This is a genomic window from Streptomyces sp. Pv4-95 (assembly GCF_045782725.1).
In the GTDB taxonomy this organism is placed as follows: Bacteria; Actinomycetota; Actinomycetes; order Streptomycetales; family Streptomycetaceae; genus Streptomyces.
Window position 1 is genome coordinate 2,068,413 of sequence record NZ_CP127172.1, and the last position, 14,279, is coordinate 2,082,691.

A 14,279-nucleotide genomic window follows, 5' to 3' on the forward strand; every position below is an offset into this window, starting at 1 on the left:
GGACGGCAACCCGGGGCCGCCAAGGGCCGTCGAAGAGGCAACACCGGCACACCACTTCGGGGGGACAGGTCATGCGCGGAGCACGACGAGCAAGGGGAACGTGGGGCCCACCGGCCGGGCGCGCGCGCCGGGCGGCCACGGCGGGTGTGCTGCTCGCGGTGTCCCTGACCGTCGCCGGGTGCGGTGCGGCGGGCGAGGCGACCACCGCCGACGCGAAGTCCGACAAGGGGGCGGTCGCGCCGGACGAGGCGGCCGGCGGCCGGTACGCGCCGGGCGGGCAGCGAGCGGGCGACCGCGTCGAGGGCGGGGCGACCGCGGAGAGCGGCAAGGCGGCGCCGGACGGTGCGAACGGCTCGGACCGCGACGACAGGACGCCGAAGGCGGCCGCCGCCCAGATCATCAGGACCGCCACGGTCACCGTGCAGACCGAGGACGTGCCCGCGGCCGTGGCCAAGGCACGGGCCGCGGTGGACGGCGCGGGCGGCTACGTCGGTGACGAGACCACCGATCAGGACTCGGAGGGTCACGACAGGTCGCGGATCGTGCTGCGGGTTCCCCCCGCGGAGTACGACGCCGTGCTGGCGCGGCTCTCCGGCCTCGGCAAGCTCGTCTCCCGGCAGGTCTCGGCCAAGGACGTCACCGACCAGGTGGTGGACGTCGACAGCCGGATCGCGACGCAGCGGGCGAGTGTGGCGCGCGTCCGCACGCTGCTCCAGAAGGCGACGACGATCAGTGACATCGTCTCGCTGGAGTCCGAACTCACCACCCGCCAGGCGAACCTGGAGTCCCTCCAGGCCCAGCTGAAGTCCCTCAAGGACCGGACCGGGACGGCCACCGTCACGCTGCTGCTGCGCGAGCCGGACGCGGCCCCGGAGGAGGAGTCGGACGACCCCACGTCGTTCGGGGACGCGCTCTCCGGCGGCTGGCACGCCTTCACGGCCGCGGTGCGGTGGGTGCTGGTGGTCACCGGCGCGGTGCTGCCGTTCGCGGTGGCCGGGTCCCTGCTGTACGGGCTGTGGCGGCTGATCCGCAACCGGATGCCGGCCGGTCTGCGCCGGCGGCGTGGCGCGGGCGGGGACACCGCGAAGGCCACGCTCCCGCAACAGCCCGCCGGTCCCCGGTCTGCCGAGGACGACGCCGCGGACCCGGCGGCGGACAGGTCCGCCCCCTCCGGCGGCAGGGGGGCCACCCGCTCGCCGGAAGGTGGCTGACGGCCCCGTTGACAGGGGCGGGCGGCGGGCAAAGACTCGGACCGGGCGGTCTCGATCTTCGTGTCGCCCGCCGACCCCCTTGAGCCGGGACAGCGAGGACACCGTCTGATGACCGACCCACGCATACGGGATGTCTATGTCGTCGATGCCGTACGGACCCCCGTCGGCAAGTACGGCGGCGCCCTGGCCGGAATCCGGCCCGACGACCTCGCCGCCCATGTCGTCAAGGCGCTGGTGGACCGCACTCCCGAGCTGGATCCGGCCCGGATCGACGATGTCTGCTTCGGCGACGCCAACGGCGCGGGCGAGGACAACCGCAACGTCGCGCGGATGGCCGTCCTGCTCGCCGGGCTGCCGGTGACCGTCCCCGGTGTGACCGTCAACCGCCTGTGCGGGTCCGGCCTGGAAGCGGTGATCCAGGCCGCCCGTGCCATCGCGCACGGCGATGCGCACATCGCGGTGGCGGGCGGCGTGGAGTCGATGAGCCGCGCGCCGTATGTGCTGCGCAAGCCCGAACGTGCCTTTCCCGCGGGCCATCAGGAGATGTACTCCTCGACGCTGGGCTGGCGGATGGTCAATCCGCGAATGCGCCCGGAGTGGACGGTGTCGCTGGGCGAGGGCGCCGAGCTGATCGCCGACCAGCACGGCATCACCCGCGAGCAGCAGGACGTCTTCGCACTGGCCAGCCATCAAAAGGCCGTCCGCGCCTGGCAGGAGGGTGCGTACGACGCGGAGGTCGTGCCGCTGCCCGGCGTGGAACTGAAGCGCGACGAGACGATCCGCGAGGCGTCGTCACTGGAGGCGCTGTCCAAGCTGAAGCCGGTGTTCCGGGCCGCCGGCGGCACCGTCACGGCCGGCAACTCCTCCCCGCTCAACGACGGCGCGGCCGCGCTGCTGCTGGTCGACGAGGAGGGTCTGCGGGCCACCGGTCGCGAGCCCCTGGCCCGTATCCGGGCGAGCGCGGTGACCGGCGTCGAGCCGCAGCTGTTCGGGCTGGGCCCGGTGGAGGCCGTGCGGCGTGCCCTGGAGCGGTCCGGGCGGGGCCTGGCCGAGGTGGCGACGTTCGAACTCAACGAGGCGTTCGCGGCGCAGGCGCTGGGGTGCGTCGGCCAGTGGCCGGAGCTCGACCCGTCCGTGGTGAACCCGCGCGGCGGCGCCATCGCCATCGGTCACCCCTTGGGCGCGTCCGGTGCCCGTCTCGCGGGCTCCGTGGCCCACCAGCTGGCGGCACTGGGCTCGGGTACGGGCCTGGCCGCACTGTGCATCGGTGTGGGGCAGGGGCTGGCGCTCGTGCTGGAGCGCTAGGGCGCCCTGAGGAGCGGGCCCGCCGTGTGACCATCCCGAGCGAGGAAGTGACGATGCCGGAGAGAGGCCGGGCACAGCTCGGGGAACCCGGCGTGCCGGAGGGCGCCGCCACGCCGCCCCGCGGACTGATCATTTTCCTGAACGGTACGTCCAGTTCCGGCAAATCGAGCATCGCCGAGGCGCTGCTGCACACACTCGACGAACCCTGCTTCCACATGCCCGTCGACTCCTTCCACGCCATGCGGTCCCGCAAGGAGCTGTCGCCGGACGACCTGCGGTCCGTGCTGCACCGCACCTGGCGGGGCTTCCACCGGGCGGTCGCCGGGATGGCGGACGGCGGCAACACCGTCGTGGTGGACCACGTCCTGAGCCAGCCCTGGCGACTGCGGGACTGCCTCGGCCTGTTCGCTCCCCGGGACGTCGTCTTCGTGGGCGTCCGCTGCTCGCTGCAGGAGGTGGAGCGGCGCGAGCGCGCCCGAGGTGACCGCCCCGCGGGCCTGGCCGCCGCCCAGATGGAGAACGTGCACGCCCACGGCGTCTACGACATCGAGTGCGACACGACCTCCACCACCCCGGCGGAGTGCGCCCGGCAGATCAAGGACTTCCTCCCCCGCCGCCCGGCCCCCACGGCCTTCGAGCAGCTCCGCCTGATCCACCAGGGCCGGGCGGGGCAAGGTGACGAGACCGGCGCGGCGGGGTCCCCCGGAAGGTGACTCGCGCGGTAAGGGGTACCAGAAGCGGTGTGGCGCGGACGTGCCACGCGGACGGCTGAGGGAAGAGGCGCGCGGGATGGCAGAACGACTGGTGGTCGTCGGCGGCGACGCGGCGGGCATGGCGGCGGCCTCACAGGCCCGCCGGCTGAAGAAGCCCGACGAGCTGGAGATCACCGCCTTCGAGCGGGGCCACTTCACCTCCTACTCCGCCTGCGGGATCCCGTACTGGGTCGGCGGCGACGTGGACGGCCCGGACGCCCTGATCGCCCGCAGTGCCGAGGAGCACCGCGAGCGCGACATCGACCTGCGGATGCGTACCGAGGTCACCGAGCTCGACCTCGACCGCGGCCGGGTGCGCCACCGCGACCTGGAGGACGGCGGCAGGGAGTCATGGACCGGCTTCGACAAGCTGGTGCTGGCGACCGGCGCCCGCCCGCTGCGCCCCGGTCTGCCGGGCATCGACGCTCCCGGCGTGCACGGTGTGCAGACCCTGGACGACGGCCAGGCCCTGCTCGACACGCTCACCGCCGCCTCCGGCCGCCGCGCGGTGGTCGTCGGCGCGGGCTACATCGGCGTCGAGATGGCCGAGGCACTGATCCGCCGCGGCTACGAGGTCACCGTCCTCGAACGGAGCGAGCAGCCGATGTCCACCCTCGACCCGGACATGGGCAGCCTCGTGCACGAGGCGATGTGCGGCATGGGCATCGAGACCGTGTGCGGCGCGACGGTCACCGCCGTGCTGACCGACGCCGAGGGCCGCGCCCGCGCGGTCACCACGGAGGACACCGAGTACCCGGCGGACGTCGTCGTGCTCGGCCTGGGCGTACGCCCCGAGACCACCCTGGCCGCCGCTGCCGGCCTGCCGCTGGGCGAGTCCGGCGGGCTGCTCACCGACCTGGCGATGCGGGTGCGCGGCCACGACACCATCTGGGCCGGCGGCGACTGCGTGGAGGTCCTCGACCTCGTCTCCGGGCGCCACCGCCATATCGCGCTGGGCACCCACGCCAACAAGCACGGCCAGGTCATCGGCAGCAATGTCGGCGGCGGCTACGCCACCTTCCCCGGTGTCGTCGGCACCGCCGTCAGCAAGGTCTGCGATCTGGAGATCGCCCGCACCGGACTGCTGGAGGCCCAGGCCCGCGCCGCCGGCCTCGCCTTCGTCACCACCACCGTCGAGGCCACCAGCCGGGCCGGCTACTACCCCGGCGCCCGCCCGATGCACGTCAAGATGCTCGCCGAGCGCCGTACGGGCCGGCTGCTCGGCGTGCAGATCGTCGGCCACGAGGGCGCGGGCAAGCGCGTGGACATCGCCGCGGTGGCGCTCACCGCCGGGATGACGGTGGAGCAGATGACCGCCCTCGACCTCGGCTACGCCCCGCCGTTCTCCCCGGTGTGGGACCCGGTGCTGGTCGCGGCCCGCAAGGCGACGGCGGCCGTGCGGTCCGCGGGCATCTGACCTGCGGGGCGGCGCCCGCTCAGCGCGCCGTCTGCGTGTGGACGTACTCGACGAGGCCGGTCAGCGTCTCCGGGTCGGTGCTGGGCAGTACGCCGTGGCCGAGGTTGAAGATGTGGCCCTCCAGACCGGCCGCGGCGTCCAGCACCTCACGGGCCTTGGCCTCCACGGCCTCCCGGGGGGCGAAGAGCACGGCCGGGTCGATGTTGCCCTGGAGTGCCTTGCCGGGGCCGACCCGGCGCGCGGCCTCGTCCATCGGGACCCGCCAGTCGACGCCGACGACATCCGCGCCCGCCTCGCCCATCAGGCCGAGCAGCTCGCCGGTGCCCACGCCGAAGTGGATGCGCGGCACGCCGTAGCCGGCGACCGCGTCGAAGACCTTGGCGGAGGCGGGCATCACGGAGCGGCGGTAGTCGGCGGGCGAGAGCGCCCCGACCCAGGAGTCGAAGAGCTGGACGGCGCTCGCCCCGGCCTCGATCTGCACCTTGAGGAAGGCGGAGGTGATGTCGGCGAGCCGGTCCAGGAGGTCGGCCCAGAGCTGCGGGTCGCCGTACATGAGCGCCTTGGTGCGCTCGTGGTTGCGGGACGGGCCGCCCTCGACGAGGTAGCTCGCGAGCGTGAAGGGGGCACCGGCGAACCCGATGAGGGGGGTGGGGCCCAGCTCACGGACGAGCATGCCGATGGCCTCGGTGACGTAGTCGACGTCACCGGGCTCCAGGAGACGCAGCTGCTCCAGGTCCGCGCGGGTACGGATCGGGTTCTCGACGACCGGGCCGATGCCGGGCTTGATGTCGAGGTCGATGCCGATGGCCTTGAGGGGCACGACGATGTCGCTGAAGTAGATCGCCGCGTCGACGCCGTGCCGGCGGACCGGCTGCAGGGTGATCTCGGTGACCAGGTCGGGCCGCATGCACGAGTCGAGCATCGCGATGCCCTCGCGGACCTTGCGGTACTCCGGCAGTGAGCGCCCGGCCTGGCGCATGAACCACACCGGCGTGTGCGGCACCGGCTCGCGCCGGCATGCCCGGAGGAATGCCGAGTCGTACGTTCCGCTCTGCTGCTGGCCCGTGATGGGGGTCTCCCCTGCTCGATCCGAGTGGAGGCTCTGGGGAAGGTCGTTGGCGCTCACGCCCAAATCTTCGCACGTGCCGAAGGACACCTCCGAATGGGCGACGCGCACATCGGGTGTCCTCCCCGTATGGCGGCCCCGTTCCCCCTACTCTTCCGGGCATGGCTGCGGCTCAAGAACACCTCGCGGACAGCGCGGACGAGACCCCGATCCCCTTCCGTCAGGCGGTCGAGGCGCTACGGGCTGCACGACTGCGGCCGGAGATCGAGATCGACCCGACTCCCCCGCCCAAGAGACTCGCCCCCTTCGCGTACGCCCTGGAGGCCGCGGTCGTCGAACCCGGCGCCGGTCCGGACGGCGAGGACAAGGACCTGGCGGACGGCCGGCTGGTGCTGCTCCACCAGCCCGAGGGGCACGACGCCTGGCAGGGCACCTTCCGGGTGGTGACGCTGACGCGGGCGGAGCTGGAGCCGGAGATGGGCTCGGACCCGCTGCTCCCCGAGGTGTCGTGGTCGTGGCTCACGGGCGCGCTGGAGGCCCGCGGGGTGCGCTACGGCGAGCCGAGCGGCACGGTGACGCGGGCCGGCTCGCACTACTTCGGCGGGCTGTCCGCGCGGGAGCCCGCCACGCAGATCGAGATCAGGGCCTCGTGGACACCGGCCGAGGGACCGGGCGGAGTGCCGGACATGGCGGCGCATCTGTCGGCATGGTGCGATCTGCTGTGCCAGGTCGCCGGGCTGCCGCCGGCCTCGCTCGACACGGCGCGCGGCGGGGTCGTCCCGCTGCCGCAGCGCCGCGGCCCACAGGTCCACTGAGCGCCTTTCCCCAACGGCCGGGCCCCGCCGCACCTCGCGGCGGGGCCCGGCCGTTCCGTATGCCCGGCCTCGCGTCCCGGCATCGTGATCACCCTCGCGGGCCCGGGCCGCGGTCACCGGCCGCCGCGCTCCCGGCTCCGGCATGCCCGACGCTCCCTTAGGATCGAGCACGCATCCGATTTGCCCGAATTGCCCCTAACTAAATCGTGATCAAAGTCTAAAGTCCCGCGGGATTGCTGCCGAAGAGGTCAGTGACCCTTCAAACACGGATCATTCCGACGCCCCCGTCGGCTTCCCGCTTCCGTGCCCCGCCACTCCCCCCAGGAGGCCCGGTGTCTGTTCTCCTCGAGCAACCTTCGAGCCTGGTCGCCTACCGCCCGAACAAGCCGACGGCCATGGTCGTCGTGGCCGACCCTCGCGTCCGCTCCACCGTCACCCGCCACCTGTGGGCGCTCGGAGTGCGTGACGTGATCGAGGCGTCGTCCATCGCGGAGGCCCGTCCCCGCGTCGGCAACCCGCGCGATATCTGCGTTGCCGACGTCCACCTTCCAGACGGCTCCGGCCTCACTCTCCTCTCCGAGACCAGGGCCGCCGGCTGGCCCAACGGCCTCGCCCTGTCCGCCGCCGACGACATCGGCGCCGTGCGCAATGCCCTCGCGGGCGGCGTCAAGGGCTACGTCGTCACCGGCACCCGCACCAACCTCGGCCTTCCCGGCCGGCCGGGCGCCGCACCCATCGGCGCCAACGCAGCCCGTATGCAGCGCCGGCCTCCGGGCGCCCCCGGGCACCCCGGTGGATACCGCGAGCTGTCGGGCCGCGAGGTCGAGGTGCTGCGGCTGGTGGCGGAGGGCCAGTCCAACAAGGCGATCGGCGTCTCGATGGGACTGTCGGCGCTGACCGTCAAGAGCCACCTCGCCCGCATCGCACGCAAGCTCGGAACCGGTGACCGGGCGGGAATGGTGGCGGTCGCACTGCGCACCGGCATCATTCACTGAGCCCGTCAGCCGCACGTCTCGCCCGTCGAGGGATCGTTCCCTCGACGGGCGACGTGCATACACAGATACCCTTGACTGGTGACCGACGCCCAAAAGACCGCAGCAGACACGACACTGCGAGCAGCCGGAGACTCGCCTCCGGATCCCCGACCGGCGCCGGTACCGCTGTTGGAGCCACGCGAAGGCATCCCCCCGGTGGTCGCCACCGATGAGGCGCTCGCCGAGGTCGTGGCCGCCTTCGCGGCCGGCACCGGGCCCGTCGCCGTCGACGCCGAGCGCGCCTCCGGCTACCGCTACGGCCAGCGGGCCTACCTCGTCCAGCTGCGCCGCGAGGGCGCCGGCAGCGCGCTGATCGACCCGGTCGGCTGTCCCGACCTGTCGTCGCTCGGCGATGCGATCGAGGACGCCGAGTGGGTGCTGCACGCCGCCACCCAGGACCTCCCGTGTCTGCGCGACATAGGGATGGTCCCCACCCGCCTGTTCGACACGGAGCTGGCCGGCCGGCTGGCCGGCTTCGCCCGGGTCGGCCTGGGCGCGATGGTCGAGAACGTCCTCGGCTTCGCCCTGGAGAAGGGCCACTCCGCCGTCGACTGGTCCACCCGGCCGCTGCCCGAGCCGTGGCTGCGCTACGCCGCGCTCGACGTCGAGCTGCTGGTGGACCTGCGCGACGCGCTGGAGGAGGAGCTGGAGCAGCAGGGCAAGCTGGAGTGGGCCCGTCAGGAGTTCGCCGCGATCGCCGCCGCTCCCCCGGCCCCGCCCCGCAAGGACCCCTGGCGCCGCACCTCGGGCATGCACAAGGTGCGCAGGCGTCGCCAGATGGCGGTCGTCCGTGAGCTGTGGACGGCCCGCGACCAGGTCGCCCAGCGCCGCGACGTCTCCCCCGGCAAGGTGCTCGGCGACGGCGCGATCGTGGAGGCGGCGCTGAATCTGCCGCCGAACACCCACGCCCTGGCCGCCCTGCCCGGCTTCGGCCACCGCATGGGCCGCCGTCAGCTGGAGCAGTGGCAGGCCGCCGTCGACCGTGCGCGGACCCTGCCCGACAACGAGCTGCCGCAGCCGGGCCAGCCGCTCAACGGCCCGCCGCCGCCCCGTTCCTGGGCCGACAAGGACCCGGCCGCCGCGGCCCGGCTGTCGGCCGCGCGGTCCGCGGTGACCTCGCTCGCCGAGAGCCTGAACCTCCCGCAGGAGAACTTGATCACGCCGGACACCGTCCGCCGGCTGTGCTGGGAGCCGCCTGCGCAGCCGACGCAGGAGACGGTCGCCGAGGTGCTGGCCGGGCACGGCGCGCGCGCCTGGCAGATCGAGAAGGTCGCGCCGCTCCTCACCACCGCGCTGCTGACGGACACGGACGGCGACGACTGACACCGACTGAACGGCGCCGGCCCGTGGCGGGCGCCGTTCAGTCGCGGTCGACGTGCTTGCGCAGGATCTTGCCGTCGGTCGCGCCGATGTCGTACGTCGTCTTGGTCCAGTTGTCCTGGGTGACGATGTCGACGGCCCAGGAGAGCGTGCCGTTGCCGAAGCCGCCGAGTTCGACGGAGCTGACGGTGCCCCGCTGCCCGCCGGTGGCGGTCCGTACGGCCTGCTGAGCGGTCACCGTCGATCTTCCCAGCCGGCCGGCCAGCTCCCGCTTGTCCTCCGCGTCCTGATCGGGCTCGGCGCGCGGCGGGTCCGCCTTGCCGGTGACCGCGTCGACGCGGACGGCGTGGGCGGTGCCGTCGGCCGTCGCCACCTCGGTCTCCCAGGCCGCCCCGCCGCCCGGGGTGCCCTTGAGTTCCGCGGAGACCGGCTCGGCGGCCGGGACGGCGGCGATCGCGGCCGTCAGGGCTCGCTCGTAGCTCACCTTGGCCCGCGGCACGAGGGCCTTGCGCTCGGCCTGGTCCTCGGTGAGCCCGCCGCTCGGGGAGGCCGGGGCGGACGGGGAAGCCGGGGCGGAGGGGGACGACGGCGTTTTCGGCGCTCTCGACGCGGCCGCGCTGCTCTTCGTGGCGCCGTCCGCGACGCCGCTGTCCTCGTCCGCGCAGCCCGCCAGCAGCACTCCCGCGGCAGCGACGGCGAGGGCCGCGCCGAGCGCGCGGGGCGCCGCCGGGCGACGGCACGCTCCCGCGGCGCCAGTTCTCTTCGCACACATATGGGCACTCTAAGTCCAATATGAGTAGATTCTGAGTACCCGTCGGACGCGCCTTCGTGTGCGCCGTCGGCGGCCGCGTCCGCACGGGTCCCGCGCCGCGCTTTCCGCCTCCTCCCGGTGTGACGTTCACCGCTCCGGGCGGTGGGGGTGTGCAGCTTGGTTACCCGTAAGTAGCATGTGGGGTGTGAAGCGTCCCCCGGGGCGCCCCGCAGCAGTGCCATCCCGCACCTGGAGGAGAGCCAACGTGCCTCGTACCGCTAGGGACGTCGTCTTCGTCGACGGCGTCCGCACCCCGTTCGGCAAGGCGGGCCCCAAGGGCATCTACCACGAGACCCGCGCCGACGATCTCGTCGTGAAGGCCATCCGGGAGCTGCTGCGCCGCAACCCGGCCCTGGACCCCGCGAAGATCGACGAGGTCGCCATCGCCGCGACCACGCAGATCGGTGACCAGGGCCTGACCCTGGGCCGTACCGCCGGAATTCTCGCGGGTCTGCCGCAGTCCGTCCCCGGCTTCTCCATCGACCGCATGTGCGCCGGCGCGATGACCGCCGTGACGAGCATGGCCGGTGGCGTGGCGTTCGGCGCGTACGACATCGCCCTCGCCGGCGGTGTCGAGCACATGGGGCGCCACCCCATGGGCGAAGGCGTGGACCCCAACCCGCGCTTCGTGTCGGAGAAGCTCGTCGACCAGTCGGCCCTGTTCATGGGCATGACGGCGGAGAACCTCCACGACCGCCTGCCGCACCTCACCAAGCAGCGCGCCGACGAGTACGCCGTACGCAGCCAGGAGAAGGCCGCCAAGGCGTACGCCAACGGCAAGATCCAGGCCGACCTGGTGCCGATCTCGGTGCGCCGCACCAACGCCGAGGCCGGCGAGACCGGCTGGGGCCTGGCCACCGCCGACGAGCCGATGCGTCCGGGCACGACCCTGGAGAACCTCACCGGCCTCAAGACCCCGTTCCGTGCGCACGGCCGGGTCACCGCGGGCAACGCCGCCGGCCTCAACGACGGCGCGACCGCCTCGCTGATCGCCGCCGAGGACGTGGCGCGCGAGCTGGAGCTGCCGGTCAAGATGCGCCTGGTGGACTTCGCCTTCGCCGGCGTCGAGCCCGAGGTCATGGGCATCGGCCCGGTCCCGGCGACCGAGAAGGCGCTGGCCAAGGCCGGTCTCACGATCGACGACATCGGCCTGTTCGAGATCAACGAGGCCTTCGCGGTGCAGGTGCTCTCGCTCCTGGACCACTACGGCATCGCGGACGACGACCCGCGCGTCAACCAGTACGGCGGCGCGATCGCCTTCGGCCACCCGCTGGCCTCGTCCGGCGTCCGTCTGATGACGCAGCTGGCCCGGCAGTTCGAGGAGCAGCCGAACGTCCGCTACGGCATTACCTCCATGTGTGTCGGCTTCGGCATGGGTGGAACGGTCATCTGGGAGAACCCGCACTTCGAGGGGAACAAGTGAGTACTACCGCTGAGCTGTTGAAGGGTGCGGCAGAGCTGTTCCCCGACGAGGTCGTGACGCAGGCGCACGTGCGCCACCTCGACCTGCCCCAGGGCGCGGGGAAGTTCGCGCTCATCACGCTGGACAACGGCCTGGACCACACCAAGCCGACCACCTTCGGGCCCCAGTCGCTGGCGAACCTCAACGTCGCCGTCGACCAGGTCGAGAAGGAGGCCGCGGACGGCACCATCGTCGGTGTCGGCATCACCGGCAAGCCGTTCATCTTCGCGGTCGGCGCCGACCTCAAGGGCGTCGAGCTGCTCAAGCAGCACGACGACGCGCTGGCCATCGGCAAGGGCGGCCACGACGTCTTCAAGCGCCTTTCCGGCCTGGCCGTGCCGACCTTCGCCTACTACAACGGCGCGGCGATGGGCGGTGGCGTCGAGGTCGGTCTGCACTGCACCTACCGCACCGTCTCCAAGGCGCTGCCGGCGTTCTCGCTGCCCGAGGTCTTCCTCGGTCTGGTCCCGGGCTGGGGCGGCTGCGTCCTGCTGCCGAACCTGATCGGCGCCGACCGCGCGGTCTCGGTCATCATCGAGAACTCGCTGAACCAGAACAAGCAGCTCAAGGGCAAGCAGGTCTTCGAACTCGGGATCGCCGACGCGCTCTTCGAGGGTGCGGACTTCCTGGAGCAGTCGCTGATCTGGACCGCGTCCGTCCTCAAGGGCGACACCGAGGTCGTACGGCCCGAGATCGACCGCGGGGCGGCCTGGGACGACGCCGTGGCGCGCGGCAAGGCCATCGCCGACGGCAAGGTGCACGGCGCGGCCCCGGCCGCCTACCGCGCGCTGGAGATCATCGAGGCCGCCAAGAACGGCGACCTCCAGCAGGGCTTCGACGCCGAGGACCAGGCCCTCGCGGACCTGATCATGGGCGGCGAGCTGCGCAGCGGCATCTACGCCTTCAACCTGGTGCAGAAGCGCGCCAAGCGTCCTGCCGGTGCCCCGGACAAGAAGCTGGCCCGTCCGGTCACCAAGGTGGGCGTTGTCGGCGCCGGTCTGATGGCTTCCCAGCTGGCGCTGCTGTTCGCGCGCCGCCTGGAGGTCCCGGTCGTCCTCACCGACATCGACCAGGCCCGGATCGACAAGGGCGTGGAGTACGTCCACGGCGAGATCGACAAGCTGCTGCTCAAGGGCCGGGTGAACCAGGACAAGGCCAACCGCCTCAAGGGCCTGGTCTCCGGTCACCTCGACAAGGCCACCGCCTTCGGCGACGCGGACTTCGTCATCGAGGCCGTCTTCGAGGAGATGGGCGTCAAGCAGAAGGTGTTCGCCGAGGTCGAGTTGGTCGTGCCGGAGCACGCCGTCCTCGCCACCAACACCTCCTCGCTGTCGGTCACCGAGATGGCGTCGAAGCTCCAGCACCCCGAGCGGGTCGTGGGCTTCCACTTCTTCAACCCGGTCGCGATCCTGCCGCTGCTGGAGATCGTGCGGGCGGAGAAGACCGACGACGCGTCGCTGGCCACCGCCTTCTCGGTCGCCAAGTCCCTGAAGAAGACGGCCGTGCTGACGAAGGACGCCCCGGCGTTCGTCGTCAACCGCATCCTGACCCGCTTCATGGGCGAGATCCAGAACGTCATCGACGAGGGCACCCCGGTCGACGTCGCCGAGAAGGCCATCGAGCCGCTCGGTCTGCCGATGTCGCCGCTGGTGCTGCTGGAGCTGGTCGGCCCGGCGATCGGTCTGCACGTCTCGGAGACGCTCAACGGCGCCTTCCCGGACCGCTTCACCGTCTCGCCGAACCTCGCCGCCGTCGTCAAGGCCGGCAAGCGCGGCTTCTACGTCTACGACTCCGGCAAGCCGGAGCTGGACCCCGAGGTCGCCGCCCTCCTCGAGCAGGGCGATGTCGTCCTGACCGAGGAGCAGGTCCGCGACCGCGTCCTGGACGCCGTCGCGCAGGAGATCGGCCTGATGCTGGACGAGGGTGTCGTCGCCGAGGCGCAGGACATCGACCTGTGCCTGATCACCGGCGCCGGCTGGCCCTTCCACCTGGGCGGCATCACGCCGTACCTGGACCGCGCGGGTGTCTCCGAGCGGGTCACCGGCAAGCGGTTCCTGGAGCCGGGCGTCGCGAGCGTTCCCGCGTAAGCGGACGCAACTGAAGGAGGATGCGCGGGCCGGCTCGGCGGAGCCGGCCCGCGCATCCGTGCGTCCGGGGCCCTGCGGGGGCGCTCCGGGGCGGCCGGTCCTCCGCGTCCGGCCGCTGCGGCGGACCGGCGTGGGAGGGTGGCGGCATGGATTCCTTGGTCATTGTCGATGCCGCGAACGTGGTCGGTTCGGTGCCGGACGGCTGGTGGCGGGACCGGCACGGCGCGGCGGAGCGGCTGCGGGACGCACTGCGGCAGTACGTCGCCGGCGGGCTGCCGGGGATCGTCGAACCGCCGGTGGAAATCGTCCTCGTGGTGGAGGGCGCGGCGCGCGGCGTGGCGTCCGTCGAGGACGTGCGGGTGGAGTCCGCGAGCGGCAGCGGCGACGACCGCATCGTGGAACTGGTCGCCGAGGAGGGCGGCGGCGACCGCGCCTGTCTCGTCGTCACCGCGGACCGTGGGCTGCGTGAACGCGTGGAGGCCCTGGGCGCCCGGGTGACGGGGCCGCGCGCGGTGTGGGGCCGGCGCGACGGCGGGCAGGCTTCCCGGGGCTGACGGGGCGGTTGCAGGGGGCCGAACAGCCCGGCCCGGCCACCGTCCGCCCGGTCCTTCCGACACCACTTGTGCGCTCGCGCGCGCCCCGGGTTTTCGCCGCATGCCCATTGGATTCACCGGTTCTGCACATTCGATACACGTGCGGCACGCGGAAAAGCTGAAGATGCCGACATCTCGTGTCATCCCGCGCCCGGGGCGCATCTGAAGATCCACCGAACGGTAAATGCAGATATCCCTCTGACAGCCTTTGCCGCACTATTGCGCGCGGGTTGTCCAAGAGGTGCCGCGCCAGGGGGTTCGTCCGTATGGGACCTGGTAAAGCTGCACGTCAGAGCAATTGTGATCTCAAAGCGCGTACCGGAAAAAACGGGACCGCAAGTTGCCGGGGGGTCCGTCGGCGTGATTGCATCCTACGAGTGTGCGAGTCGTCAATTTGGCTCCCGAT

General features: G+C 72.4%; 12 protein-coding genes. 10 read left to right on the forward strand and 2 right to left on the reverse strand.

From position 1 onward, the window contains the following. Window positions 1–158: 158 nt before the first annotated feature. The 4 genes from QOM21_RS09295 to QOM21_RS09310 all read left to right on the forward strand — a co-directional run bounded on the left by QOM21_RS09295 (window position 159) and on the right by QOM21_RS09310 (window position 4,685). Window positions 159–1,211: a DUF4349 domain-containing protein gene (locus QOM21_RS09295; RefSeq protein ID WP_407549278.1), complete on the forward strand. Its 1,053-nt coding sequence runs from the start codon at window positions 159–161 to the stop codon at window positions 1,209–1,211. A 108-nt stretch (window positions 1,212–1,319) separates the two neighbouring features. Then, window positions 1,320–2,516 carry a thiolase family protein gene (locus QOM21_RS09300; RefSeq protein ID WP_407549279.1) on the forward strand — a complete coding sequence of 399 codons (1,197 nt, stop codon included), beginning with the start codon at window positions 1,320–1,322 and terminating at the stop codon, window positions 2,514–2,516. A 26-nt stretch (window positions 2,517–2,542) separates the two neighbouring features. Continuing rightward, window positions 2,543–3,229, forward strand: a complete 687-nt coding sequence (locus tag QOM21_RS09305) for a chloramphenicol phosphotransferase CPT family protein (protein ID WP_407549280.1) — start codon at window positions 2,543–2,545, stop codon at window positions 3,227–3,229. Between the two features lie 76 nt (window positions 3,230–3,305). Continuing rightward, entirely contained in the window at window positions 3,306–4,685 is a 1,380-nt protein-coding gene (locus tag QOM21_RS09310) for an FAD-dependent oxidoreductase (RefSeq protein WP_407549281.1), read from the forward strand. A gap of 19 nt (window positions 4,686–4,704) precedes the next feature. On the opposite strand, the gene hemE is transcribed toward QOM21_RS09310, so the two are convergent. Beyond that, window positions 4,705–5,754 carry a uroporphyrinogen decarboxylase gene (hemE, locus tag QOM21_RS09315; protein ID WP_407555620.1) on the reverse strand — a complete coding sequence of 350 codons (1,050 nt, stop codon included), beginning with the start codon at window positions 5,752–5,754 and terminating at the stop codon, window positions 4,705–4,707. Between the two features lie 158 nt (window positions 5,755–5,912). Between hemE and QOM21_RS09320 the strand changes: the two genes are divergently transcribed. The 3 genes from QOM21_RS09320 (at window position 5,913) to QOM21_RS09330 (ending at window position 8,923) form a co-directional block, all read left to right on the forward strand. Continuing rightward, entirely contained in the window at window positions 5,913–6,566 is a 654-nt protein-coding gene (locus tag QOM21_RS09320; RefSeq protein ID WP_407549282.1) for a DUF3000 domain-containing protein, read from the forward strand. 332 nt (window positions 6,567–6,898) lie between these two features. Further along, complete coding sequence (locus QOM21_RS09325) at window positions 6,899–7,561, forward strand: response regulator transcription factor (RefSeq protein ID WP_016573641.1); 663 nt, start codon at window positions 6,899–6,901, stop codon at window positions 7,559–7,561. A 78-nt stretch (window positions 7,562–7,639) separates the two neighbouring features. Next, window positions 7,640–8,923 carry an HRDC domain-containing protein gene (locus QOM21_RS09330; protein ID WP_407549283.1) on the forward strand — a complete coding sequence of 428 codons (1,284 nt, stop codon included), beginning with the start codon at window positions 7,640–7,642 and terminating at the stop codon, window positions 8,921–8,923. 37 nt (window positions 8,924–8,960) lie between these two features. On the opposite strand, the gene QOM21_RS09335 is transcribed toward QOM21_RS09330, so the two are convergent. Continuing rightward, window positions 8,961–9,692 (reverse strand): PepSY domain-containing protein, encoded by a 732-nt coding sequence (locus tag QOM21_RS09335; protein ID WP_407549284.1) that lies wholly within the window; start codon window positions 9,690–9,692, stop codon window positions 8,961–8,963. Window positions 9,693–9,936: 244 nt separating this feature from the next. Here QOM21_RS09335 and QOM21_RS09340 point away from each other — a divergent pair, with 244 nt between their 5' ends. From QOM21_RS09340 to QOM21_RS09350, 3 genes are all read left to right on the forward strand, one after another. After that, entirely contained in the window at window positions 9,937–11,154 is a 1,218-nt protein-coding gene (locus tag QOM21_RS09340; RefSeq protein WP_407549285.1) for a thiolase family protein, read from the forward strand. Continuing rightward, window positions 11,151–13,280 carry a 3-hydroxyacyl-CoA dehydrogenase NAD-binding domain-containing protein gene (locus QOM21_RS09345; RefSeq protein WP_407549286.1) on the forward strand — a complete coding sequence of 710 codons (2,130 nt, stop codon included), beginning with the start codon at window positions 11,151–11,153 and terminating at the stop codon, window positions 13,278–13,280. The genes QOM21_RS09340 and QOM21_RS09345 overlap by 4 nt, the downstream gene beginning before the upstream one ends. A gap of 146 nt (window positions 13,281–13,426) precedes the next feature. After that, complete coding sequence (locus QOM21_RS09350) at window positions 13,427–13,834, forward strand: NTP pyrophosphohydrolase (RefSeq protein ID WP_407549287.1); 408 nt, start codon at window positions 13,427–13,429, stop codon at window positions 13,832–13,834. The last annotated feature ends 445 nt before the right edge of the window (window positions 13,835–14,279 follow it).

Bases quoted from the DNA above. Each gene is read 5' to 3' on its own strand.
- QOM21_RS09300 (WP_407549279.1), top strand. From the start codon at position 1,320: ATGACCGACCCACGCATACGGGATGTCTATGTCGTCGATGCCGTACGG.
- QOM21_RS09350 (WP_407549287.1), top strand. From the start codon at position 13,427: ATGGATTCCTTGGTCATTGTCGATGCCGCGAACGTGGTCGGTTCGGTG.
- QOM21_RS09310 (WP_407549281.1), top strand. From the start codon at position 3,306: ATGGCAGAACGACTGGTGGTCGTCGGCGGCGACGCGGCGGGCATGGCG.
- QOM21_RS09335 (WP_407549284.1), bottom strand. From the start codon at position 9,692: ATGTGTGCGAAGAGAACTGGCGCCGCGGGAGCGTGCCGTCGCCCGGCG.
- QOM21_RS09320 (WP_407549282.1), top strand. From the start codon at position 5,913: ATGGCTGCGGCTCAAGAACACCTCGCGGACAGCGCGGACGAGACCCCG.